At 57.6% G+C, this 25,351-nt stretch carries 18 protein-coding genes and 1 pseudogene; 11 read left to right on the top strand and 8 right to left on the bottom strand.

Annotated features, from left to right (window positions below):
* Nucleotides 1-222: 222 nt before the first annotated feature.
* Both rpsI and rplM read right to left on the bottom strand, forming a co-directional pair.
* Nucleotides 223-615, bottom strand: a complete 393-nt coding sequence (gene rpsI, locus F0169_RS08365; protein ID WP_003216038.1) for a 30S ribosomal protein S9 — start codon at nt 613-615, stop codon at nt 223-225.
* Nucleotides 616-629: 14 nt separating this feature from the next.
* A complete protein-coding gene (gene rplM / locus F0169_RS08370) occupies nt 630-1,058 on the bottom strand; it encodes a 50S ribosomal protein L13 (RefSeq protein WP_058414360.1) in 429 nt (142 codons plus the stop codon).
* A gap of 248 nt (nt 1,059-1,306) precedes the next feature.
* Between rplM and F0169_RS08375 the strand changes: the two genes are divergently transcribed.
* Both F0169_RS08375 and F0169_RS08380 read left to right on the top strand, forming a co-directional pair.
* The gene (locus F0169_RS08375; RefSeq protein ID WP_122250500.1) at nt 1,307-2,347 is read left to right on the top strand and encodes an NADP(H)-dependent aldo-keto reductase; all 1,041 of its coding nucleotides are present in this window, start codon (nt 1,307-1,309) and stop codon (nt 2,345-2,347) included.
* Nucleotides 2,348-2,594: 247 nt separating this feature from the next.
* Entirely contained in the window at nt 2,595-3,491 is an 897-nt protein-coding gene (locus F0169_RS08380) for a GlxA family transcriptional regulator (RefSeq protein ID WP_172979374.1), read from the top strand.
* Nucleotides 3,492-3,542: 51 nt separating this feature from the next.
* Here the strand turns inward: F0169_RS08380 and zapE are convergent, their stop codons facing one another.
* The 3 genes and pseudogenes from zapE to F0169_RS08395 form a co-directional block, all read right to left on the bottom strand.
* Nucleotides 3,543-4,637: a cell division protein ZapE gene (gene zapE, locus F0169_RS08385; RefSeq protein WP_122250501.1), complete on the bottom strand. Its 1,095-nt coding sequence runs from the start codon at nt 4,635-4,637 to the stop codon at nt 3,543-3,545.
* A gap of 79 nt (nt 4,638-4,716) precedes the next feature.
* Nucleotides 4,717-6,071: pseudogene (locus F0169_RS08390) on the bottom strand (tryptophan--tRNA ligase).
* A gap of 24 nt (nt 6,072-6,095) precedes the next feature.
* Nucleotides 6,096-6,725: an alpha/beta hydrolase gene (locus F0169_RS08395; protein WP_152746222.1), complete on the bottom strand. Its 630-nt coding sequence runs from the start codon at nt 6,723-6,725 to the stop codon at nt 6,096-6,098.
* A gap of 147 nt (nt 6,726-6,872) precedes the next feature.
* Between F0169_RS08395 and F0169_RS08400 the strand changes: the two genes are divergently transcribed.
* Complete coding sequence (locus F0169_RS08400; protein WP_004372274.1) at nt 6,873-7,310, top strand: Z-ring associated ZapG family protein; 438 nt, start codon at nt 6,873-6,875, stop codon at nt 7,308-7,310.
* 325 nt (nt 7,311-7,635) lie between these two features.
* Here F0169_RS08400 and F0169_RS08405 read toward each other — a convergent pair whose 3' ends face one another.
* The 3 genes from F0169_RS08405 to F0169_RS08415 form a co-directional block, all read right to left on the bottom strand.
* A complete protein-coding gene (locus F0169_RS08405; RefSeq protein WP_152746223.1) occupies nt 7,636-9,360 on the bottom strand; it encodes an ABC transporter ATP-binding protein/permease in 1,725 nt (574 codons plus the stop codon).
* Nucleotides 9,361-9,458: 98 nt separating this feature from the next.
* Complete coding sequence (locus F0169_RS08410; RefSeq protein ID WP_003171731.1) at nt 9,459-10,019, bottom strand: response regulator transcription factor; 561 nt, start codon at nt 10,017-10,019, stop codon at nt 9,459-9,461.
* Nucleotides 10,012-11,274 (bottom strand): ATP-binding protein, encoded by a 1,263-nt coding sequence (locus F0169_RS08415; RefSeq protein ID WP_058414366.1) that lies wholly within the window; start codon nt 11,272-11,274, stop codon nt 10,012-10,014. Before F0169_RS08415 ends, F0169_RS08410 begins: the two co-directional genes overlap by 8 nt.
* A gap of 204 nt (nt 11,275-11,478) precedes the next feature.
* Here F0169_RS08415 and F0169_RS08420 point away from each other — a divergent pair, with 204 nt between their 5' ends.
* The 8 genes from F0169_RS08420 (at nt 11,479) to F0169_RS08455 (ending at nt 25,347) form a co-directional block, all read left to right on the top strand.
* Nucleotides 11,479-12,189 (top strand): SIMPL domain-containing protein, encoded by a 711-nt coding sequence (locus tag F0169_RS08420; protein ID WP_152746224.1) that lies wholly within the window; start codon nt 11,479-11,481, stop codon nt 12,187-12,189.
* Nucleotides 12,190-12,756: 567 nt separating this feature from the next.
* A complete protein-coding gene (locus F0169_RS08425; protein WP_172979370.1) occupies nt 12,757-15,522 on the top strand; it encodes a hypothetical protein in 2,766 nt (921 codons plus the stop codon).
* A 94-nt stretch (nt 15,523-15,616) separates the two neighbouring features.
* Nucleotides 15,617-17,218 carry an ABC transporter substrate-binding protein gene (locus F0169_RS08430; protein ID WP_152746225.1) on the top strand — a complete coding sequence of 534 codons (1,602 nt, stop codon included), beginning with the start codon at nt 15,617-15,619 and terminating at the stop codon, nt 17,216-17,218.
* A 258-nt stretch (nt 17,219-17,476) separates the two neighbouring features.
* Complete coding sequence (locus F0169_RS08435; RefSeq protein ID WP_152746226.1) at nt 17,477-19,105, top strand: ABC transporter substrate-binding protein; 1,629 nt, start codon at nt 17,477-17,479, stop codon at nt 19,103-19,105.
* A gap of 306 nt (nt 19,106-19,411) precedes the next feature.
* On the top strand, nt 19,412-21,016 hold the full coding sequence (locus tag F0169_RS08440; protein ID WP_058414370.1) for an ABC transporter substrate-binding protein: 1,605 nt from the start codon (nt 19,412-19,414) through the stop codon (nt 21,014-21,016).
* 170 nt (nt 21,017-21,186) lie between these two features.
* Nucleotides 21,187-22,584 carry an OprD family porin gene (locus F0169_RS08445; RefSeq protein ID WP_152746227.1) on the top strand — a complete coding sequence of 466 codons (1,398 nt, stop codon included), beginning with the start codon at nt 21,187-21,189 and terminating at the stop codon, nt 22,582-22,584.
* 80 nt (nt 22,585-22,664) lie between these two features.
* The gene (locus F0169_RS08450; protein ID WP_058414372.1) at nt 22,665-24,263 is read left to right on the top strand and encodes an ABC transporter substrate-binding protein; all 1,599 of its coding nucleotides are present in this window, start codon (nt 22,665-22,667) and stop codon (nt 24,261-24,263) included.
* Nucleotides 24,264-24,336: 73 nt separating this feature from the next.
* Entirely contained in the window at nt 24,337-25,347 is a 1,011-nt protein-coding gene (locus tag F0169_RS08455) for an ABC transporter permease subunit (protein ID WP_058414409.1), read from the top strand.
* The last annotated feature ends 4 nt before the right edge of the window (nt 25,348-25,351 follow it).

Here is a 25,351-nt window from a genome sequence, read left to right on the forward strand (position 1 = left end):
TACTAAGTATTAACGCTGAACTTATAAAAATTTTGCAGGATGGTAATGAAAAGCCCACACACTTACAAGGGAATTACCCCGCAGCGCGGCTCCAGGCCTTGCAGTATAGGGTGTCTACGGATGTGGCACGTTGTCACGGCCAAAGGTATGCACAAATCGCAGGCAATAAAAAACGCCCAGCTCCGTGAGGAGGCTGGGCGTTTTTGTGGAACGTAAAGCGAATTAACGCTTCGAGTACTGCGGACGCTTACGCGCTTTACGCAGACCGACTTTCTTACGTTCAACTTCACGAGCATCGCGAGTTACGAAGCCAGCTTTGCGCAGAGCGCCACGCAGGGTTTCGTCGTACTGCATCAGAGCGCGAGTGATACCGTGGCGGATTGCGCCAGCTTGACCACTTACACCGCCACCGATAACGGTGACGTAGATGTCGAACTTTTCAACTGTCTCGGTCAGTTCCAGCGGCTGACGAACTACCATGCGGGCAGTTTCGCGACCGAAGAAATTTTCCAGAGTGCGGTTGTTGATCGAGATGTTACCAGTACCCGGACGCAGGAAAACACGTGCGGTAGCGGTTTTGCGACGGCCAGTGCCGTAATTTTGAGTCGCCGACATAATGAACTATTCCGTTAAAACTTCAGTTCTTGGGGCTGCTGAGCAGCATGAGGGTGTACAGCGCCCGCATAGACTTTCAGCTTGCGAAACATATCGCGACCCAGTGGGCCCTTCGGCAGCATACCTTTAACCGCGATTTCAATCGGGGCCTCAGGCTTCTTGGAGATCAGGCCTTCAAAGTTGGAAGACTTGATGCCGCCTGGGAAACCGGAGTGACGGTAGTACATTTTGTCTTGCGCTTTGTTGCCGGTAACACGTACCTGCTCGGCGTTGATGATGACAATGTAGTCACCGGTATCAACGTGAGGGGTGTACTCAGGCTTGTGCTTGCCACGCAGACGGCTGGCGACTTCAGTGGCCAGACGACCCAGAGTCTGACCAGCGGCGTCGACGATAAACCAGTCGCGCTGGACTGTGTCCGGTTTTGCAGTAAAAGTTGTCATTCTTTAATAGCCTCAGGGGCCGCCCTGTAAATTAGACGGCGGATCTTACTGAATAGTGCGTACTTTGACAAGTCAAAGGCAGCCGGATACAGACGCTATCGGGGGCTCGGGTCGGCGCGTCCGTTCAACGGCAAGATTCTTCGGCAGGCGGCGCATCACTTCCACTGCAGAAAGAGGTGGGCAATTATGCAGATTGCGAAAAAAATTTCAACCTGCTTTTATGATTGTTTTCCCCGAAGGAGCACCTGATGGATTATCGACAGCTGGGCCGAACCGATCTGAACGTAAGCGCGATTGCCCTGGGCACCATGACGTGGGGCGAGCAGAACAGCGAAGCAGAGGCCTTTGCACAGATCGAGCGGGCCAAAGCCGCAGGGATCAACTTCCTCGACACGGCGGAAATGTACCCGGTGCCGCCCAAGGCCGACACCTATGCCACCACCGAGCGTTACATCGGCAATTACTTCAAAAGCCGCGGTGACCGTGCCGACTGGGTGCTCGCCAGCAAAATCGCAGGCCCCGGCAATACCATCGACTACATTCGCGATGGCTACCTGCGCCACAACCGTAAACACATCGTCGAAGCCCTCGACGCCAGCCTCAAGCGCCTGCAAACCGACTGGATCGACCTCTACCAGTTGCACTGGCCCGAGCGCAGCACCAACTTTTTCGGCCAACTGAGCTACACACACAAGGACGAAGACGACCTCACGCCACTGGAAGAAACCCTCGAAGCGCTGGACGAACAGGTAAAGGCCGGCAAAATCCGCCACATTGGCCTGTCCAACGAAACCCCGTGGGGCACCATGAAGTTCCTGGCCCTGGCCGAAGCCCGTGGCTGGAGCCGCGCCGTGTCGATCCAGAACCCCTACAACCTGCTCAACCGCAGCTTTGAAGTGGGCCTGGCGGAAGTCGCCATTCGCGAACAATGCGGCTTGCTGGCGTATTCGCCGCTGGCGTTCGGCATGCTCAGCGGCAAGTACGAAGGCGGCGCCCGCCCGGCAAAAGCCCGCCTGACTGAATACAGCCGCTTCAGCCGCTACTTCAACCCGCAGTCGGAAGCCGCGTGCAGCCGTTACGTGGCACTGGCGCGCGAGCACGGCCTGGACCCGGCGCAAATGGCCCTGGCATTCGTCACGCAACAGCCGTTTGTGACCAGCAATATCATCGGTGCAACCAGCCTTGCGCAGTTGGACAGCAACATCGCCAGTGCCGACCTGAAACTCTCCAAAGAGGTGCTGGAGGGGATTGAGGCAATTCAGAAGGATCATCCAAACCCTGCGCCTTAATCGCTAACTGAGGGTTCCCAGGCGGGGAACCCTCATCAAACGGAGCCGATGCCCCCGATGACAGCATGGGGCACTGGACACACGGGGTAAAAAATAAGACGATCCAGCCGTCTGGTGACCACTTTCCCCTATAAGAATAAATGAAATTATGTCCAACCAAATCTCCACGCCTTTACGGCGCGTCAGCATTTTGGCGATTGATCGGGTATTCGCTTCAACCCTGATGCAAGCCAAGGATTTCTTCCACCTGGCCAGCCTGCGTTACGGCAAACAGCAAGGCCTGGGCCTCATCCCCGCGTTCGAAACGCGCCTGGTCAGCCCCGACGGGCAATCAGTGCGCAGCTTCAGCGACGTGATCATGCCGGTCGACGGCGGCCTGGAAGACGCCGACATCATCGTGCTACCGGCCTTCTGGGACGATTTCGACGCCATGTGCGCGCGCTACCCGCAAGTGCTGCCCTGGCTGCGCGAACAACACGCCCGCGGCGCGGTACTCTGCGGTGAAGCCACTGGCGTATTCTGGCTGGCCGAAGCCGGGCTGCTGGATGGCAAGGAGGCAACCACTTACTGGCGCTTCTTCAAGGCCTTCAGCGAACGCTTCCCCAAGGTGCAGCTCAATCAGGACAAACACCTGACCGACGCCGACAACCTGTATTGCGCCGGCGGCACCACCTCGGCATGCGACCTCTACATCTACCTGATCGAACGTTTCTGCGGCGCCACCATCGCCCAGGCCGTGGCCCGCGACATTCTCTACGAAGTGCAGCGCAGCTACGCGCCAGGGCGCATTGGTTTTGGTGGGCAGAAGCTGCATCAGGACGTGATCATCCTGCAAATTCAACACTGGCTTGAAGAGCATTTTGCCGACAAGTTTCGTTTCGAAGACGTCGCCCGCGAACACGGCATGAGCATCCGCAACTTCATGCGCCGCTTCCAGAGCGCCACGGGTGACAAGCCGCTGCACTACTTGCAACGCCTGCGTATCGAGACGGCCAAAGGGCTGCTCTCGGGCAGCCGCAAAAGCATCAAGACCATCAGTTATGAGGTGGGTTATGACGATGCGAGCTTTTTTGCGCGGCTGTTCAGGCAACACACCGAGCTGTCGCCGAACCAGTACCGCCAGCAGTTCCAGCAGGCCGCCTGAACCCAATGCGGGAGGGGATTGCTCCCTCCCCCATTTTTTACGGTGTCGTGTTTACGGCTTGTGCCCGCGCGACAGGAACTCGTGGGACTGCATTTCCAGCAAGCGGCTCAACGTGCGCTGGAATTCGAAATTCAAGCGACCGCCGGTGTAGAGGTCTTTGAGCTCGACTTCCGCCGAAATAATCAACTTGACGTTACGGTCGTAGAACTCGTCGACCATGTTGATAAAACGGCGCGCGATGTCGTCAGTGGTGACGCTCATCTGCTCCACGCCGCTCAAGATCACCGCGTGGAAGATCTTGCCCAATTCGATGTAGTCGTTCTGGCTGCGCGGGCCGTCGCACAGTTGACGGAATTCGAACCAGGCCACGTCATCGCAGGTACGCAGCGCGATAATTTCGCGGTTCTCGATCATCAGCTTGTCGTTTTCCACCGCCTGCGTGCATTCCGGCGTGAGCGCTCGGAAGCTTTTCTTCAAGCTTTCATGCGCTGCTTCGTTCAGCGGGAAGTGGAACAGTTCGGCCTGCTCAAGGTGACGCAGGCGATAGTCGACGCCACTGTCGACGTTGACGATCTCGGTATTCTGCTTGATCAGCGCGATGGCCGGCAGGAAGCGCGCACGTTGCAGGCCGTCCTTGTACAGGCCGTCGGGCACGATGTTCGACGTGGCAACCAGGGTCACGCCGTTCTTGAACAGCTCTTCCATCAGGGTGCCAAGGATCATGGCATCGGTGATGTCGGAGACGAAAAACTCATCGAAGCAGATCACCCGCGCTTCGTCGGAGAACCGCTTGGCGATGATGGTCAGCGGGTTTTTCTCGCCCGGCAGGGTTTTCATCTCTTCGTGCACACGCTTCATGAAGCGGTGAAAGTGCGTGCGCACCTTTTCCTTGAATGGCAGCGCTTCGAAGAAAGTGTCTACCAGGTAGGTCTTCCCGCGGCCGACGCCACCCCAGAAGTACAGGCCTTTGACCGGCGTGTGGTCTTTTTTGCCAAACAGCTTGCCGAGCAACCCTGGCTTGTTCTGCGAGGCCGCGACCAGGTCGTCGTACAGGCGCTGCAGATGCCGCACCGCGTTTTCCTGGGCAGCGTCATGGAAGAATTCAGGGCGTTTCAGATCAGCTTGATATCGTTCTAGGGGCGTCATAATTTCGTTAGCAAGGCAACAAAAACGGGCCGTCACTGTAACGACGGCCCTGCATAATGGCAATCAACCCTTGGTCGGGTTAATCCTCGGTTGGGGTCAACGCAACGCGCAACGCGGCAATGGCGGTATCACGCGACGCTTCGTCGGCAAACACGGCACTGTCGGCCACCGCAGCGCCGTCCAGCCATACGCTGAAGCGTTGGGCCTCTGTGCGCACGTCCAGCGCGTCGCCGTTTTGCAACTGCTTGGTCACTGCGCCAGCCGCTTTACCGTCGGCAAAGTTGCGTGACAACAGCAGTTGCTCGCCATCGGCGGCCAGCAAACGGAAACGGAAGCTGCCGTCGTCTTCGCGAAAGCTCACAAACCGTGCGGCTTTCGCGGCTTTCTTTTTAGCACTGACCGGCGCAGCCGCCGGCTCGACGAACGTGCGCAGGCCCACCGCCTCACGCAGCTCGGCGAGGAACGGCGCCGCGACGCGCGGGCTTTTTTGGCGCCGACCAGCAGCAGGTCTTCCATGTCCGATGGGCGCGACATCAGTTCGTGATAGCGCTCACGCGCTTCGCCCAACTGGCCATCAAGCAGTTGGAACAAGCGATTTTTAGCCTCGCCCCAGCCCAGGCCTTGCAGCAGTTCAGCGCGGAACGCTTGTTCCTGCGCCTGGCTGGCAAACGCCTGGTACAGGGTGAACAGGTGCGAGGTGTCCGGGTCTTTGGCTTCGCCGGGCGCGCGCGAATCGGTGACGATGCGCGAGATGGCGTCTTTCATTTCCTTGGCGCTGGTGAACAACGGGATGGTGTTGTCGTAGCTCTTCGACATCTTGCGACCGTCGAGGCCCGGCAAGGTGGCGACGCTTTCTTCGATCAACGCCTCGGGCATAGTGAAAAATTCTTTGCCCTTGCCGAACAGGTGGTTGAAGCGCTGGCCGATGTCGCGGGCCATCTCCACGTGCTGGATCTGGTCGCGGCCCACCGGCACTTTGTGCGCGTTGAACATCAAAATGTCCGCTGCCATCAGCACCGGGTAACTGTACAGGCCCATGGTGATGCCCGCGTCCGGGTCTTCGCCGGTTTCGACGTTTTTGTCCACCGAGGCCTTGTAGGCGTGGGCGCGGTTGAGCAGGCCCTTGGCGGCAACGCAGGTCAGCAGCCAGGTCAGCTCGGGGATTTCAGGGATGTCGGACTGACGGTAGAACGTCACCCGATTCACATCCAGGCCACCGGCCAGCCAGGTCGCGGCGATTTCCATACGCGAGCGCTGAATGCGCTGCGGGTCATCACATTTGATCAGGGCGTGGTAGTCGGCCAGGAAGTAGAAAGAGTCGGCATTCGCGTCCTGGCTGGCGAGGATAGCCGGGCGAATCGCACCGGCGTAGTTGCCCAGGTGCGGCGTGCCGGTGGTGGTAATGCCGGTGAGAATACGGGTACGAGTGGTCATGGGTAATCGCTTATCAGGCAGCTATCAATTCGAAAGGCGCGGCAGCACCAGATCCTTGAGATCGGTCAGCTTGCCATGAAAAAAGTGCCCGCATTCTGCCACTTTCAGCAGCTCATGGGGGCGATTCAAGGCAGCGGACCAGTCGTAGACAAGCTGCGGGTCGACCACTTCATCGGTTTGCGGCTGGATCAGCGTCAACGGGCAGCCTTGCGGCAGCACGTCGCTGTCGCGCAGACGCATCACCGCAGCGGCGACCATGAACAGGTGCGCCAGTTTTTCGCCCTTGGCCTCCAGGCGCCCGCCGAGGCTGGCGGCCACATAACCGCCGAAGGAAAACCCGAGCAAGGTGATCGGTAGATCCGGGTGTTTTTCGCGCAGCCAGGTGACGGCCGCTTCGGCATCGTCGACTTCACCGGTGGCCATGTCGTGCGTGCCGGCGCTGGCACCGACGCCACGGTAATTGAAACGTAAAGTAATCAAACCAGCATCGCGGGCGGTGCGTTGCAGGGTCGATACAACTTTATTCAGCATGGTGCCACCCTGCACCGGGTTAGGGTGGCAGATCAGCGCCAGGCCACGTGGCTCGGGGTGATCCAGGTACAGGGCTTCCAATTGGCCAACCGGGCCATCGATCAGAACGGGGGTTTCACGCATGAGCAAGGAATGAACTCCGTGACCTCTCAAAGGGTCGACTCGTCTAGCTAAAAGTCTGTGCATGGCATGCTTGCGAGCTTAATCGCGGTATACAGCGCAGGTCCGAGCCGTTAACGTAAAGCAAAGCCGTTTATAGAGGAAGGACTCGTGGAACACTCGCTCTTAGTTTGGTTGTTGCCGACTCTTGCCCTGGTTGCCGGTGTCGCCATTGGATTCCTGGTTGCTCGCCTGCTGCCGAATGCCGCGCCTAACCGCACGCAGCGTCAGTTGGATGACATTCAGGAACGTTTTGACAGTTATCAGAACGAGGTTGTTACCCACTTCAACAGCACCGCAACCCTGGTCAAGAAGCTCACTCAGAGCTACCAGGACGTACAGGATCACCTCGCCGATGGCGCAAACCGCCTGGCCCTCGACGACATCACCCGTCAGCGTCTGCTGGCCGCGTTGCACTCCGATGCACCGCAAGCTCCACGCGAGCGCCTCACCCCGCCGCGGGAAAACCAGGAGCCACCACGGGACTACGCGCCAAAAACGCCGAACGCCCCAGGCATGCTGGATGAGCATTACGGCTTGAAGAAGTAAGTCATTTTCAAGCACCAAAAAGCCCGGCTGATCGATGATCAGCCGGGCTTTTTTGTTGGGCCACAGTGTCCGACATTGTGCAGATCCATTGTGGGAGGGGACAGTGCCCAACCCGGGCAACTCATCCATCAACACTTCATATGAGGCCACTTCATTGGGCCGCCGTCGCAAGCACAGCGAAGAGCTACTGTGGGAGGGGGCTTGCTCCCGATAGCGGTCTGTCAGCTACAACTGTGCTGACTGATCCATTGCCATCGGGAGCAAGCCCCCTCCCACATAAGGCCACTTCATTGGGTCTCAAACTTCCACGCTGGCATGTCTGGCCTTAAGCAGGTTGCTGTTCTTGAAGCTGGCCACTCTCGATGCGCACATGGCGTCCATGGAAGCGCTTGAGGCTGCTGCGATGACCGACGCTGACGATGCTCAGCCCCGGCAATTCATCAATCAAGGCTTGATACAAAGTCGCTTCATCCTCTTCATCCATCGCTGACGTGGCCTCGTCCATATACAGCCACTGAGGTGCAAACAGTAACGCGCGGGCGAAGGCCAGGCGCTGCTGCTCGCCTGGCGAGAGCATGCGTTGCCAGTGGTTGGCCTCATCAAGACGGCTGACCAGATGCGGCAAGCGGCAGGTTTCCAGTACCTGTGCATAACGTTGCGCCGGGTAAACGCTGTCGTCTTGTGGATAACTCAACACCGCCTTCAACGTACCAATCGGCAAGTAGGGCTTTTGCGGCAGGAACAGGTAACGTGCCGCAGGCAGGCGAATACTGCCGTGGCCCGCTGGCCACAGATGGCCCATGGCGCGCAGCAAGGTACTTTTACCGCTGCCGGAACGCCCGCTGAGTATGACGCGCTGGCCCGGCTCCACGATCATCTCGGCGCCTGTGAGCAAGTGGCGGCCATCGGCCAGGTCCATGCCCAAGTCTTTCACCACCAGGCGCTCGCCCTCGGGGCGCACATCGATTGCCGGGGCGCGCTGCTCGTTTTCGCGCATGGCCTGCTGGAAGCTGAGCAGACGATCACTGGTCGCGCGCCAGCCGGCAAGCTCGGAGTACGCGCTGATAAACCAGCTGAAATTCTCCTGCACGTTGCCGAACGCCGAGTTGATCTGCATCAGCTCGCCCAGCTCGATCTTGCCGGTGAAGTAACGCGGTGCGGCGACGATAAACGGGAAGATGATCGCGATCTGGCTGTAGCCGGCGGTGAAAAAGGTCAGGCGCTTGGACACTTTCATGATGTCCCAAAAGTTGTGCCAGACCTTGCCGAAGCGCGCGCTCAGGCGCTGGTTTTCATTCGGCTCGCCGTTATACAAGGCGATGCTCTCGGCGTTCTCGCGCACACGCACCATCGAGAAACGCAAGTCCGCTTCAAAGCGTTGTTGTTGGTTGCTCAGGCCGATCAGGCGACGGCCAATCAGGTGCGTCAGCCAACTGCCGACGGCGGCGTAAAGCAATGCGCACCAGAACATGTAGCCGGGGATGGTGATGCCAAATACCTCGATGCTGCCCGATACACCCCACAGGATGATCGAGAACGACACCAGGCTGACCACGTTGCGCAGCAGCCCGAGCCCGAGGCTCAAGGTGCTGGAAGTGAAGGTATTGAGGTCTTCGGAAATCCGCTGGTCCGGGTTATCGGTATAACCGCCCTGCTCCAGCTGGTAGTAATTTTTGTCGGCAAGCCAGCGCGCAAAGTGCTTTTCGGTGAGCCAGGCACGCCAGCGGATCGTCAGCATTTGGGTCAGGTACAAACGGTACACCGCCCCCAAAATGGCCACCGCCGCGATACCGCCAAAATAGCCGATCAACTGCCAGAAGGCGGCCGTGTCCTTTTTTTCCAGGGCGTTGTAGAAGTCTTTGTACCAATGGTTGATCCACACGGAGATCGCCACACTGAACAACGACAAGCCAATCACGGCCGCCAGCAGCAACCAGGCCTTGCCCTTCTCTTCGCTGCGCCAATAGGGTGTGATCATCGCCCAGGTTCGGCGAAAAAACTGCCCACGCACTGCGTCATTGACCGCGGAATACTCAGCGTTCTGATTCATTCTTCAGGCTCGATAGGGGAAATGACAGGCGTTGGAACCGATCTTAAGCGATCGGTTCACGGCTCCGTGCAGCCTGAAGCAGTTCGTTCAACCGGCGTTCAGCGACGTACCGGGCGCTTCTGCAGCTTGCGTTGCAGGGTACGCCGGTGCATGCCGAGGGCGCGCGCGGTGGCAGAGATATTGCCCTCGTGTTCGGTCAACACGCGCTGGATGTGCTCCCACTGCAAGCGGTCCACCGACATCGGGTTTTCCGGCACCAGCGTGTCGAGGTCGGCGTGTTCGGACAGCAAGGCCGCCAGCACGTCGTCGGCATCCGCAGGTTTGCACAGGTAGTTGCAGGCGCCGCGCTTGATGGCTTCGACGGCGGTGGCAATGCTGGAATAACCGGTGAGGATTACCACGCGCATTTCCGGGTCGAGTTCCAGCAACTTGGGTAGCAACACCAGGCCGGAGTCGCCGTCCATTTTCAGGTCGAGCGCGGCGTAGTCCGGCAGATCGGCCTGGGCGATGGTCAGGCCTTCTTCGGCCGAGCCTGCGGTGCTCACGCGAAAGCCGCGACGGCTCATGGCGCGCGCCATGACGCGGGTAAAGGTGGCGTCGTCATCTACCAGCAACAGGTGCGGCAGTTCTTCGCCTTCGACTTGGATCTCGTCACTCATCGATATCTCCTCGTGCGACACGCGGCAGGCGCAGCTCGGTGAGCGTGCCGCCTTCCTCGTGACTATAGAGCTTCACTGAGCCGCCCGCGCGGGTCACGCTGGCCTTGCTCAAAAACAGGCCGAGGCCGAAGCCTTTGCCCTTGGTGGTAAAAAATGGCTTGCCGATTTGCTCGGCAATGGCCAACGGCACGCCCGCACCGTGGTCACGAATGCTGATGGTGACGTTTTCCGCGTCCCAGTCGAGCTGAACGCCGAGGCCTTCGGGGCAGGCGTCGGCGGCGTTGTTCAACAGGTTGAGCAGCGCTTGAGTCAGGTCCGGCGGCGGCGCCATGCGCGGCACGCTGCCCTGGCCCAGCAGGTGGAAACGGTAACTGGCCTCGGGGCGCATCAGGTGCCAGCGGTTCAAAGCCTCGTCGAGCCAGCGGGTCACGTCCTGCATTTCAACCGCCAGGCGGCGGTTGGCTTCGGCGGCGCGCACCAACTGCTGCAAGGTCTGCTTGCACTGCTTGACCTGCTCCTGCAACACGCTGAGGTCATCTTGCAAAGCCGGGTCATGATGGTCCTGGGTCATTTCCTTGAGCAGTACGCTCATGGTCGCCAGCGGTGTGCCGAGTTCATGCGCGGCGCCGGCAGCTTGGGTGGCGACAGCCAGCAGTTGCTGGTCACGCAGGCCCTCTTCCCGGCGAATGGCGCGCAACTCTTCCTGACGGCGCAGCTCTTCGGCCATGCGCGCGGCGAAGAAGGTGATGACCGCAGCAGACAGCGCAAAGCTCAGCCACATCCCGTAGATCTGCAGGTTTTCGCGCGCGATGGGGAACGTTTGCAGCGGGTAGAAACGCGCCAGCAGCAGCGTGTACAGGGTCAGCGCGATGCCCGACAGCACCACCGAATAGCGCCACGGCAAGGTCACGGCAGCGATGGTCAATGGCACCAGATAATAAGAAACAAAGGGGTTGGTGGAACCCCCTGAGAAATAAAGCAACACACTGTGAATAAACAGATCGCAGGCCAGTTGCAGGGCGTATTCCAGTTCGGTCACAGGCCATGTGGTACGCAGCCGAATAGCCGTGAACACACACAGCACCGTGGAGAAACCGAGGGTCACGCCAAGTGGCAGCCACGGCAGCGCCAGCAGGTCGAACCAATACGCGAGCCCGACGGAGCCGGCCTGTGCGGCCAGTACCAGGGTGCGAATGAACGTCAGGCGCCAAAGGTTCTGGCGTGTGGCGGAAGTCAGTTTTACGGCGGCGAGCATGAGCTCTCCCGGTGAGCGCTGCAGGCGGATCGGCAGGAGTATAAACGAAGCGCCGCCTCGGGCATTGGGTGTGTGGCCCTTTGACGCAGGCCGGCAAACTACCGTTCGTCGGCGCCACGACAACCTGTAGTGAATGTGTAAACCCGAAGAACCCGACACTCCCGTCTACAGTCATACCCACTACGCATTCCTCAAGGAGCTTCCATGTCTCGTTTCACTCGCACTGCAGCCGTTCTGACCCTCAGCGCAAGCGCCGTGGCCAGCCTTCCGGCCATGGCCGCCGATGCCTTGAATTACAACCAGATTTCCCTGCGCGCCGAGGTCAGCCAAGAAGTTGCCCGCGACAAGATGATCGTCACGCTGTACACCGAGTCGCAGAACAGCGACCCGGCCAAGCTCGCCGCCGAAATCACCACTACGATGAACAAGACGCTTGGCGAGGCCCGCGAAGTCAAAGGCGTGACCCTGCGCCAGGGCAGCCGCAACAGCTACCCGATCTACGACAACAAGAACCAGAAGATCACCGGCTGGCGTGAACGCGCCGAACTGCGCCTGGAAAGCGCGGACTTCCCGGCACTCTCCAAGCTCACCGGCGAGCTGCTGAATACCCTGAAAATGGAAAACATGGACTTCGCGATCGCCGACACCACACGCAAGGCCAGCGAAGATGCCTTGCTCAAGGAAGCGGTTGGCGCATTCAAGGCGCGCGCGCAATTGGCGACCGATGCGCTGGGCGGCAAGGGTTACAAGATCGTCAATCTGAACTTCAACACCAACGGCTACCCACAACCATTCGCCCGCGGCGGGATGATGCTGAAAGCCGCCATGATGGATTCGGCGCCGACGCCGCAAGTGGAGGCAGGTACCAGCCAGGTGAGCATGAGCGCCGACGGGGTGATTGAAGTGCTGCAATAAGGTTTTTTGCGACACAAAAGCGGCGCGACCTAAAGGTTTGCGCCGTTTTTTTGTGCGCAGTTTATTGAAACGGACTTGGCTGAACCGCCGCCTGACACCTTTAATCCCCCAGCGCCTTCGACGCACTCTGCAACGTCCTCTTTTTATAACCACGGCACCTACAAAAAAGCGCCGCAGCGCATTAAAAGTGCTGGATGTCGCTACATGAAATTTTAACTAAGTGTACGACTGAACATTGAGCGATATGTCCGATGTTCGCGACTAAGCGTAGGCTTTTTTTCGAAGATTGTAGGGCAGCACTTATGAATTTTTTTGCAGCCTGGTGTGGAACCAGTCGCATTAACACGGCCACCCATCTGTCAGTAACGCATGATCACTAGAGTAGCTTACTCTTGTCATTTATATAAATGACAGCAGCGCGAACACTAATAAAGTGATGGCGAGATCATGAGGGGCTCAAACTAAAAATCACCCATTCACTCTGCGCTATAAAACCGTCGCGACCGTCGCTATTACGTTGCACTGACCGACCCTCTTTATTATCCCCATGAGTAGAACGAGCTGACCATGAATATAAGTCCGTCTTACCTATTACAACCGTTAGCAATACCCCTGCCACCTTCAATCGCCGAGCAATCGGGCTCAACTACCTCAACACCCTCTTTTGCACGTCACACGCGGTCCATTGACGCCTCAGCGCCTGGCCCCACGCATGAGTCCGATGCGGCCAAGAACGTCATTTATGGGTCAACCACAGCCACGCCGCCCAACACCAACTTGACGCAAAAAGAGCGACTGCAACTGACCGAAGCATACGCGGGTCGTATCGTGCAGCAGCTTGCCACCATAGAAAGCGGTAGCGAAGGCGAAAGCAATCTCAAATTCCAGCAAAGTCTTCAGTTCCTGCAGCCTGCGGGTTACTTCAGCGGTGGGGTATTGGCTGCAGGGTTCGACCCGCAGGAGAAAATCACGGTCACGCTCAACACCTATGTCGGCGTAGGGAGCCCGACGACGCTGACCAACAGTGATAAACGTAGCTACTTTGCATGGGAAATTGCCGCGGGTGCGCTGGCGCACGATAAAGTACCGCGAGACGGTCCGATTAATTTCCACTCCATGCATATCGAGCAAAAAGACAAACGCCGGATTGAGGACCTGGAGTCGGTGGGCAGCAAACTCCAGGACCATTGGGAAAATGAGGTATCCGAGCCCCTGCGGGATGTGTCGGGTGCATTGGCAAAGCGCTCGGGTAAAGCCGACGCGTATGTAGTACGGGGCACCTTGCAAAGCCTGCGTGACGACAAGGCCAGCTTTGAAAAACTGACACCTGGCAGTCGAGAAGCAATCAACCGCACACTTGATAAACTCGGCAATGTGGTCATTCCCAATATATTCGGCTACCCAATGGCCGGGTATGCCTTTGTGCCCGAGACCAACTACCACGGCGATTACGATCACCGCCCCAATAAAGGCCTGATGATTGATTTAAAGAATGGCACGGTCAATGAAATACACGGTGATAAGGACTTTGCCAACTGGGCTAAAAACAACCGCAGTGCAATAGTGCGTAGTTTCAATGCCAGCGACCGGCAAGGCGGCAGAGACACACACTGGCCAAAGGCTGCGGATGTGCTCGACAACCTTATTATCGGTAACCTTGCCACCTACCGCGGGCGCTCCGGCCCCGTCTCCGATAAAGATGTACCGGTGTGGGAAACCTTCAACTATAGCCAATCACGCGATCCCGATTATTATTTAAACTTCGGTAACTTGAACACCGGCATTGCTGCCAGTTATCAGGCGGTCAACACCAAAAACGCAGTGTGGGCAGACCAAACTGAGGTATTTGGTTCCTCACAGCAAAATTGGAAGGGCGCCAAAGACCTGTGGAGCAACACTTTCGGTTACGTCCCTATCGTGGGCAACACGGGCAATGTCGTCTTTGGCATTCATGACTCCCTTCATGGCATGACGGCCGACGATCGGGTGGGCGGCAATGCGGCAGCGGTCATATCAGGCTTGCAACTGGCACACGAACTTGCGCCCTCTGTAATAGAGACGGGGCTGGGTGAGTTGCCGGGCGCCGTTAAGCCCGCCACGCCCCAGCAATACGGCTGGAAATTTAATGAACAGACCAGCGATTTTAATTTAGTGCGAGCGCCCAAGGCGTCGAACGAGAGTGATATAGGCACGACGTTAAACGACACGCCGCCTACCGTTAACCGACTGCAGCCCAGCCAGGCAAGAAATATCAGCGAGTACGCGGTGCCGAACGGCGAGCAACTGATTGAACATGCCACGCCCAACACCCAAGGCATTTACCAGATCAAGGATGCTGCCAATGCCGGGGACCACTGGTTTATCCGCTATACCGACGACACGGGCTCCAACAGGGTGTATGAAATCAGAAGTGATTTCAAACTCAGTGACCAGTACGTTCAAATTATTGACCCCAAAACGCGCAAACCTGTGCTTACGGCTCACGCGACGAATGATGGGCAGTGGCAAGCAGCGAGTAACAATGGGGGTAAGTGGCCATGGGAGCGCACGCCATCGCCCACCCCAAGTAACGATTTGAAGACGGACGCCAAATTTTCAGACGCGTTCGAAATTTTAGGCGATCCCAGAACCAGTGGCGCCGATAAGTTTGATGCCGTGTTTAAATACAACAGCGCTACGGCCTATGAACAATCGGTGAGTAACGTTGAAGAGGCGGGCGTCTTAAAAAGAAAGCTCACGGTGTCCTCGACCGTCGAAGAAAATAACTTCGAGGTTTACCCAAGCGAAACGGCGCAACCCAACGAGCACAGCGCCACGAGCTATTCGCCCAACTTTATAAAAGATTTGAACCGTGACCAGTACACCGTCCGCATCAAGCAACCGGATGGTTATACCACTGTGGAGTTGGATGGCACCGGCACCGCTGAGGGTGAAACGTTGCGCAAGCGCCTTTCGCAGTTCGAAGACGCTGTACCCGACACCAACCTGCGTTCACGCATCTCCGAAGTCGCGCATCAGGGCAGTGTCGCCCCGACCTCGGTTGAGTTGAAAATTAACCAACTACAAGATCATGTTGGCTTCAGAGGCACAGGCACACATTATGTGATCACCTACGACCCCCTGATCCAGGAAGCTCAGGTCGAATACGAGGCGGTGATGATATTGCTCGACCTGGATAAAGATGCCGAGGTTATTCCCGACATAGAGGTCCGTGCGCACAGAACCTTCCACATTGTTGAAAGCAATCATATCGACGGACAATCAAACCCGTACATCATCGAGAAAAACGCGCCTTTCAACCTGAGCATTACGACTATTACTAACCTGGCATAAACGCGTGACTACCTGACACACCTAAACGGCGGTAACCTCGGTGACCGTCGTTTTTGTTCAGGCCATTTATAGGCCTGCCATTTCAGGGGTCTCCATGGAAAGAATCGCGTTAAAACCGCTCCTCCTCGCAGCAGGCTTGATGGCACTCATGCCAATGGCCCACGCCGCCAGCACCCTGGTCTACTGCTCCGAAGCCAGCCCCGCCGGCTTCGACCCCAGCCAGTACACCAGCGGCACTGACTTCGATGCTTCGGCCGAAACCGTGTTTAACCGCCTGACCCAGTTCAAGCGAGGCGGCACCGAAGTCGAACCTGGCCTGGCCACACGCTGGGATGTATCCAACGACGGCCTGACCTACACCTTCCATTTGCGTGATGGCGTCAAGTTCCACACCACCGACTACTTCACCCCTACCCGCGACTTCAACACGGATGACGTGCTGTTCACTTTCAATCGCCTGCTGGATGCCAACAGCCCGTTTCGCAAGGCCTACCCGTCCGAGTCGCCGTACTTCACCGACATGGGTTTGAACACCACGATCAAAAGCGTCGAAAAACTTGACGAGCACACCGTACGTTTCAACCTGAACAACGTCGATGCCTCGTTTGTGCAAAATTTGGCGATGAGTTTTGCCTCTGTGCAATCCGCCGAATACGCCGCCAAACTCTTAAAAGAAGGCGCCGCCTCGGACATCAATCAAAAACCCGTGGGCACCGGGCCATTTGTGTTCAAGCGTTATCAGAAGGACTCGCAGATTCGCTACGTCGCCAATAAACAGTATTGGAAACCCGACGATGTGAAGCTCGACAACCTGGTGTTCGCGATCACCCCGGACGCCGCCTCGCGCTTGCAGAAACTCAAGGCCGGCGAATGCCAGGTCAGCGGTTACCCACGCCCCGCCGACATCGACGTAATGAAGCAAGACCCGAACCTGCGCGTGCTGCAACAAGCCGGGTTCAACCTGGGCTTTCTGGCGTACAACGTGACCCATCCGCCACTCGACCAGCTCAAGGTGCGCCAGGCGCTGGACATGGCCATCGACAAGCCGGCAATCATCAAGGCGGTCTACCAGAGCGCCGGGCAATTGGCGCAGAACGCGCTACCACCCGCGCAGTGGTCTTATGACCCGACGATAAAAGACGCACCCTATGACCCCACCAAGGCGCGGGCGCTACTGAAAGAAGCAGGCGTTGCACCCGGCACCACGATCAACCTGTGGGCGATGACCGTACAGCGCGCGTCCAACCCGAATGCACGCATGTCGGCACAAATGATTCAGCAGGATTGGGCGAAAGTCGGCATCAAAGCCAACATCGTCAGCTATGAGTGGGGTGAGTACATCAAGCGCGCCAAAAACGGCGAGCACGACGCGATGATTTATGGCTGGACCGGCGACAACGGTGACCCGGATAACTGGCTCGGCGTGCTCTACAGTTGTGCCGCAATCAAGGGCAGCAACTACGCCAAGTGGTGTAACCCTGAATACGACAAACTGGTACAGCAAGCGAAAGTCAGCAGCGACCGCGACCAGCGCATCAAGTGGTATCAACAGGCGCAAAAAATTCTTAAGGAACAGGTACCTATAACGCCTATTGCGAACTCCACAGTGTTCCAGCCACTTCGAAAGGAAGTACACGACTTCAAAATCAGTCCCTTTGGACTGACGCCGTTTTACGGTGTCAGTCTGGATAAGTAACAGCTACGCCCCAACCGAGTGCGAAAACGACCTCGGTTGGGCCTTTTCGGTGCACCTGACGCACCGAAAAAAACCTATATATATATGCATTTATGTACAAACTTTCATAAATGCGACATTCCTGTACGTTCGTACCACACTTTCAGCCTCGCAACGGTTCAGCATCTTGCAATGGGTATGGCCCCTGCATAAGTATCCGCAGGCCGACTCACGAGGTCGCCCTCACCATCAAAAATGACAACAAATCATGAGGCCAACATGCTCAAACACGCAGTCCTTCCGCTTTTAGTGAGCGCTGGCCTTATGGCAGCCGCTCCATTCGCCCACGCGGCGACTAACCTGGTGTTCTGCTCCGAAGGGAGCCCGGCCGGTTTTGACCCAGGCCAGTACACCACCGGAACAGACTTCGATGCTTCGGCCGAAACCATGTTCAACCGTCTGACCCAGTTCGAACGCGGCGGCACTGCTGTGATTCCTGGGCTGGCGACCAACTGGGACGTGTCGCCGGACGGCCTGACGTACACCTTCCACCTGCGCGACGGCGTGAAGTTCCACACCACCGCGTACTTCAAACCGACCCGTACCTTCAATGCAGATGACGTGCTGTTCACGTTCAACCGCATGATCAACAAGGACGATCCGTTCCGCAAAGCCTACCCCACCGAGTTCCCGTACTTCACGGACATGGGGATGGACACCAACATCAAGAACATCGAGAAAGTCGATGACCACACCGTCAAGTTCACCCTTGGCACCGTGGACGCGGCTTTCATCCAGAACCTGGCCATGAGCTTCGCGTCGATCCAGTCCGCCGAATACGCAGGCCAACTGTTGAAGGAAGGCAAAGCCGCCGATATCAACCAGAAGCCAGTCGGTACCGGCCCGTTCGTATTCAAGAGCTACCAGAAAGACTCGAACATTCGTTACACCGGCAACAAGGATTACTGGAAACCTGAAGACGTGAAGATCGATAACCTGATCTTCGCCATCACCACTGACCCGTCGGTGCGTATCCAGAAGCTCAAGAAAAACGAATGCCAGGTCACCCTGTTCCCGCGTCCGGCCGACCTTAAGGCGCTGGGCGAAGACAAGGACCTGAAACTGCCGCATCAGGCTGGTTTCAACCTGGGCTACATCGCGTACAACGTCATGGACAAGGTCAAGGGCAGCGACCAGCCTAACCCGCTGGCTGACCTGCGCGTGCGTCAGGCACTCGACATGTCGGTAAACAAGCAGCAGATCATCGACTCCGTGTATCAGGGCGCAGGCCAACTGGCAGTCAATGCCATGCCGCCGACCCAGTGGTCGTATGACACCACCATCAAAGACGCCAAGTTTGACCCCGAGAAGGCCAAAGCGCTGCTCAAGGAAGCGGGCATCAAAGAAGGCACCGAGATTGTTTTGTGGGCCATGCCGGTTCAGCGTCCGTACAACCCGAACGCCAAGCTGATGGCTGAAATGCTGCAAAACGACTGGAAGAAGATCGGTCTGAACGTAAGAATCACCAGCTACGAGTGGGGCGAGTACATCAAGCGCTCCAAAGGTGGTGAGAACCAGGCCATGATCATTGGCTGGAGCGGCGACAATGGTGACCCGGACAACTGGCTGAACGTGCTGTTCGGCTGCGACTCGCTGGCCGGTAACAACTTCTCCAAATGGTGTGACAAAAAATTCGACGGCATCGTGAAAGAAGCCAAGGCCACGTCGGATGTCGCCAAACGCACCGAGCTGTACAAGCAGGCGCAACATATCCTCAAAGATGCAGTCCCGATGACACCTATCGCGCACTCGACGGTGTATCAACCCATGCGCAATACCGTGCAGGACTTCAAGATCAGCCCATTTGGCTTGAACTCCTTCTATGGCGTTAGCGTAAGCGGCAAATAAGGAACATTGACGCGACGGTTCATATACGTCGCCGTTATTGCATCCGCCCAGACCCCAGGAAAAAGGCCACAGCCTCATTCGTTACTTTTCCTACAGTAATGAACTGCGGCTTGCGGCTCCATTACCTACAAGGTCAGTCAGTTTTGACGCATTTACTGCACGCTCCGCGACCCATAACGTCGTAGGACAGCAGAGGCTTCATTCTGAGAAAGGCACTTGCTGTGTGTGGGATCAGTGATGTCACCCTGTGCGAATGACAGGGTGATTGTTCGCTGGTGACAACTACAAACAAGGATCGGGATCGTCATGCGCCATACCACCGTTCTATCCGCAATTTTTGGCACCAGCCTTTTGGCTGCGGCCACGATGGGCCAAGCCGCCGACAAGCAGAGCCTGGTGTTCTGCTCCGAAGGCAGCCCGGCAGGTTTTGACACTGCGCAGTACACCACCGCCACCGATAACGACGCGGCCGAGCCGTTGTACAACCGCTTGGTTGAGTTCGAAAAAGGCGCGACCAATGTGGTACCTGGGCTGGCAACCAAGTGGGATATTTCGCCAGACGGCCTGACTTACACCTTCCATCTGCGCGAAGGGGTGAAGTTTCACAGCAACAAGGAGTTCAAGCCCACACGCGACTTCAACGCCGACGACGTGCTGTTTACCTTCAACCGCATGCTTGACCCGGAGCACCCGTTTCGCAAGGCCTACCCCACTGAGTTTCCGTATTTCAACGGGATGAGCCTGAACAAGAACATCGCCAAGGTCGAGAAAACCGACCCGTACACCGTGGTGATGACCCTGAACACGGTTGACGCGGCGTTTGTGCAAAATATCGCCATGAGCTTTGCCTCGATTCTGTCGGCCGAATACGCCGAGCAATTGTTGAAAGCAGGCAAAGCCAGCGACATCAACCAGAAGCCGATCGGCACTGGGCCGTTCGTGTTCCAGCGCTACCAGAAAGACTCGCAGATCCGTTACGTGGGCAACAAACAGTACTGGGACCCGAGCCGCGTGAAGCTCGACCAGCTGATTTTTGCGATCAACACGGACGCGTCGGTGCGCGTACAAAAGCTCAAAGCCGGCGAGTGCCAGATCACCTTGCACCCACGCCCGGCCGACGTCGACGCGCTCAAGGCCGATCCGCACCTGCAACTGCTGACCAAGCCTGGGTTCAACCTCGGCTACATCGCCTACAACGTGCGCCACAAACCCTTCGACCAGCTCGAAGTGCGCCAGGCGCTGGACATGGCGGTGAACAAGCAGAGCATTCTCAACGCTGTTTACCAAGGCGCGGGGCAACTGGCGGTGAATGCCATGCCTCCGACGCAGTGGTCCTACGATGACACCATCAAAGACGCCGCCTACAACCCGGAAAAAGCCAAGGCACTGCTCAAGGCTGCCGGTGTAAAAGAAGGCACCGAGATCACCCTGTGGGCGATGCCGGTGCAACGGCCGTATAACCCCAACGCCAAGCTGATGGCCGAGATGCTGCAAAGCGATTGGGCCAAAATCGGCCTCAAGGTCAAGATCGTCAGCTACGAATGGGGCGAATACATCAAGCGCACCAAGAACGGTGAGCACGATGTGAGCCTGATTGGCTGGACCGGCGACAACGGTGACCCGGACAACTGGCTGGGCACGCTTTACAGCTGCGACGCCATCGGCGGGAACAACTACTCAATGTGGTGTGACCCGGCGTACGACAAGCTGGTCAAGCAAGCCAAAGTGGTTACCGATCGCGAACAAAGAACAGTTTTGTACAAACAGGCGCAACAATTGCTTAAGGCACAGGTGCCGATTACACCTATCGCGCACTCGACGGTTAACCAGCCGTTAAGCGCCAAAGTAGAGGGTTTTAAAGTCAGCCCTTTCGGCCGCAATGTGTTCTCGGGCGTCAGCATCACACCCTAAGAAATTAACCGGATTGTGGAGAGCGACGTTAGCTCTCCTGCAAACGTGCAGCCATTTGTTGGGAAATTTCCCACGGCAAACGTTTGCAAAGGCTTGAGCGAGTTACACACCCAATAGCCGGTTCACCTAATAAGACCGGCATTAAAAAGAGAACCAAAGGAGCTTCACCCATGAAACTGAGCAGCAAAGCGCTTCTGGCCCTGGCCATCAGCTCCATCACGGCAACTGCCTACGCTGAAACGCAGAGCCAGGACTTCGTACCCACCACCTTGGCCGCCAGCAGCGCCCAAAGCGAGGCCAAAGGCTTTATCGACGGTCAAAGCCTGGGCGGTACGACGCGTAACTGGTTCTCCAACGAACAGCGATTCCGCGGCGGCAAGTTCACTTACCAGAAACACGGTGAAGCACGTACTGACGCCTACCGTACTAACTGGCTGCAGGGCACCATCCTTAACTACTCCTCGGGCTTCACCCAAGGCACCGTGGGCGTGGCAACCGAAGTTGCGGCTTACAACGTAGTGGCGCTGGACCAGAGCAAGCGTGACATCAAGGGCGGTTCCAACCGTACCCTGGCTGACTCCGACGGCGATGCCGTAGGCCAGTGGAGCAAACTGGGCCTGGCCAACGTCAAGTTCCGTGTGTCGAACACCACCTTGACCGCCGGTCGCCAGAACTTCAGCAGCGGCATCATCGACACCATCGGTAACCGTGCCCTGCCGTCGAGCTTTGAAGGTTTTGCGCTCAACAGCGAAGAGTTCAGCAACCTGTCGTTCCAGGGCGCTTACTTTGATCGCGTATCGCCGCGTACCGAGCAAAGCCTGTCTAAATTCCGCAGTGAATACAGCAGCAACGGCGTGGAAACCGACCACGTGTACACCGGCGGTGTGAACTGGCAGCCATTCAAAAGCCTGAAAACCAGCTTCTTCGGCGCTCAAGTCAAAGACTTCTGGAACCAGTACTACTTCGGCGCTACCCATGAATTGGGCGATAGCCAAGTGCTGAGCCTGACCACCGGCCTGAACTACTACAAAACCGTCGACGAAGGCAAAAAGTTGATGGGCAAGATCGACAACGACACCTACTCGCTGTCGTTCGGCCTGACCCACCAGGCTCACAGCCTGACCTTCTCGTACCAGGCAGTGAACGGTAACGAGTACTTCGACTACCTGCACGAAACCAACGGTATCTACCTGGCCAACTCCCTGACGTCTGACTTCAACGGTCCGAACGAGAAGTCGTTCCAGGTTGCCTACGGCATCAACATGGCCGAATACGGCGTGCCAGGCCTGAAGTTCAACATCTACTCGGCACGTGGCTGGGGTATCGACGGCACTCACTACACCGGCAACGGCGGCGTGGTCGGTAAAGGGTACGACGGTATCCAGTCCCAGGACGGCGAGAAGCACCAGGAATACGGCGTAGGTTCGTCGTACGCGATCCAGAGCGGCCCGCTGAAAGCGACCACCGTTCGTGCAACGTACGTAACGCACCGCGCCAGCGAAAACCAGTCTGACGGCAACCTGCGTGAGTTCCGTCTGGTTACCACCATCCCGTTCAACATTCTTTAATTAGCACCAGGTAAACGGCGGGCTCAGGACGAGCCCGCCGTTCACGTTTGTCTGGTCCCATCGATTGCAGAGGGCTCTGAATGAAAATGCTCCCGTTACAAGCTGCCATTGCCGCTGCGCTGTTGAGCGTGGCGATCGGCGTTTCGGCCAAACCCTTGGTGGTCTGCACCGAAGCCAGCCCGGAGGGTTTCGACCCGGTCCTGTACACCACGGCCGTGACCGCTGACGCCGCTGCGGAAACCATGTTTAACCGCTTGGTCGACTTCAAGCCCGGGACCACCGAAGTGGTGCCTGCGCTGGCCAAAGACCTGCCGGAAATCAGCGCTGATGGGCTGACGTATACGTTCCACCTGCGAGACGACATCAAGTTCCACACCACCGACTACTTCAAACCCACGCGCAACATGAACGCTGATGACGTGCTTTGGAGTTTCCAGCGCCAACTGGACCCAAACCACCCTTGGCACAACAAGTCCAACGTGGGCTACCCGTACTTTGAAAGTATGGGCTTCAAGGAGCTGCTCAAAAGCGTGACCAAGACCGACGATCACACCGTGGTCTTCACCCTGAGCCGTCCTGAAGCACCGTTTTTGTCCGACCTGGCCATGGCGTTTTCCTCGATCCACTCCGCCGAATACGCCGACCAGTTGCTCAAGTCCGGCAAAACCGACGACCTCAACGCCAAGCCAATCGGCACCGGGCCGTTCATCTTTACGCGTTACGCCAAAGACGCCCAAGTGCGTTTCAAGGCCAACCCGGACTACTTCCGTGGCAAGCCGCCGGCTGATCCGCTGATTTTGGCCATCACCACCGACAACAACGTGCGCCTGCAAAAGCTCAAGGCCAACGAGTGCCAGATCGCGCTGTACCCAAAACCCGATGACGTGCCGAGCGTAAAAGCCGACCCGAACCTGAAGGTCGCAGAACTGGCGGCAATGACTACCGCCTATACCGCCTTGAACACCACGCACAAGTACATGAGCGACGCGCGGGTGCGCCACGCGATCAACATCGCGTTCGACAAGTCCGGCTATAACACTTCGCTGTACGGCAAAGGCAACGCGGTCGACGCCACCGGCCCTTACCCGCCAACGCTGCTGGGCTTCAACGACAAACTGAAAAACCCGCCACGTGACCTCGACAAGGCGCGCGCCTTGCTCAAGGAAGCCGGCGTACCGGAAGGCACCGAGTTCACCCTGTTCACGCGTAACGGCGGCGGCCCAACCAACCCTAACCCGATGCTCGGCGCCCAGCGCATGCAGGCGGATCTGGCGCAGATTGGCTTGAAGGTGAATATCAAAGTCATGGAATGGGGCGAGATGCTCAAGCGTGCTAAAAACGGCGAGCACGACATGGTTTCCGCTGGTTGGGCGGGGGATAACGGGGACCCGGATAACTTCCTCACGCCGAACCTGAGTTGCGATGCAGCGAAAAACGGCGAAAACTACGCGCGCTGGTGTAACAAAGAGTTTCAGGACCTGATCGACAAAGCGCGCGCAAATGCTGAACCCGCTCAGCGCGCTGCACTCTATGAACAAGCACTCGACGTGTTCGGCAAGGACCAACCATGGATTCCCATGGCTTACCCGAAAATGTTCACCGCCATGCGCAAAAACGTCGAGGGTTTTACCCAAAGCCCTCTGACTACAAATAACTTCGCCACCACCCAGGTGAAGTAATAAGAGACGCTCGGCACCGTCGACATTGACGGTGCCGAACCTGCCTAACCGGCTGATTGAGGTACACAACACGATGTTTAGTTTTATTGCCCGCCGATTGGGGTTATTGATCCCCACGTTTTTCGGCATCACGTTGCTGACGTTTGCGTTAATTCGCATGATTCCTGGCGACCCCGTAGAAGTGATGATGGGCGAACGCCGCGTCGACCCCGAGATGCACGCACAGGCAATGGAACGCCTTGGCCTTAACAAGCCGTTGTATGCGCAATACTTCGACTATGTAGGCAAGCTCGCCCAAGGCGACCTCGGTGAGTCCCTGCGCACCCGCACCAGCGTATGGACCGAATTTACCGCCCTCTTCCCGGCGACCCTGGAACTGTCCATGGCCGCCCTGTTGTTCGCCGGTATCCTGGGCCTGTTGGCCGGGGTGATCGCGGCCTTGAAACGAGGATCCCTGTTCGACCACGGGGTGATGGGCATCTCCCTCGCGGGATATTCGATGCCAATCTTCTGGTGGGGCCTGATCCTGATCATGTTCTTCTCGGTAAGCCTGGGCTGGACCCCGGTTTCCGGGCGTATCGACCTGCTCTACGACATCGAGCCGCGCACTGGCTTCATGCTGATCGACACGCTGCTGGCTGACGAGCCGGACGCGTTTTTTGATGCCTTGCACCACCTGATTTTGCCCGCCATCGTGCTCGGCACCATCCCGCTGGCGGTGATCGCGCGGATGACCCGTTCGTCGATGCTCGAAGTACTGCGTGAAGACTACATCCGTACCGCCAAGGCCAAAGGCCTGTCGCCGGCGCGCGTGGTGTTCGTGCACGGCCTGCGTAACGCGCTGATCCCGGTACTCACCGTGGTCGGCCTGCAAGTCGGCACGCTGCTGGCCGGTGCGGTCCTGACCGAAACCATCTTCTCGTGGCCCGGCATCGGCAAATGGCTGATCGAAGCGATTGGCGCGCGGGACTACCCGGTGGTGCAAAACGGCATCCTGCTGATCGCCTGCCTGGTGATCCTGGTGAACTTCGTCGTGGATGTGCTCTACGGCTTCGCCAACCCACGCATCCGTCACCAGCGCTGAGATC

The sequence above is a fragment of the Pseudomonas kitaguniensis genome (assembly GCF_009296165.1).
GTDB classification, from domain to species: Bacteria; Pseudomonadota; Gammaproteobacteria; order Pseudomonadales; family Pseudomonadaceae; genus Aquipseudomonas; species Aquipseudomonas kitaguniensis.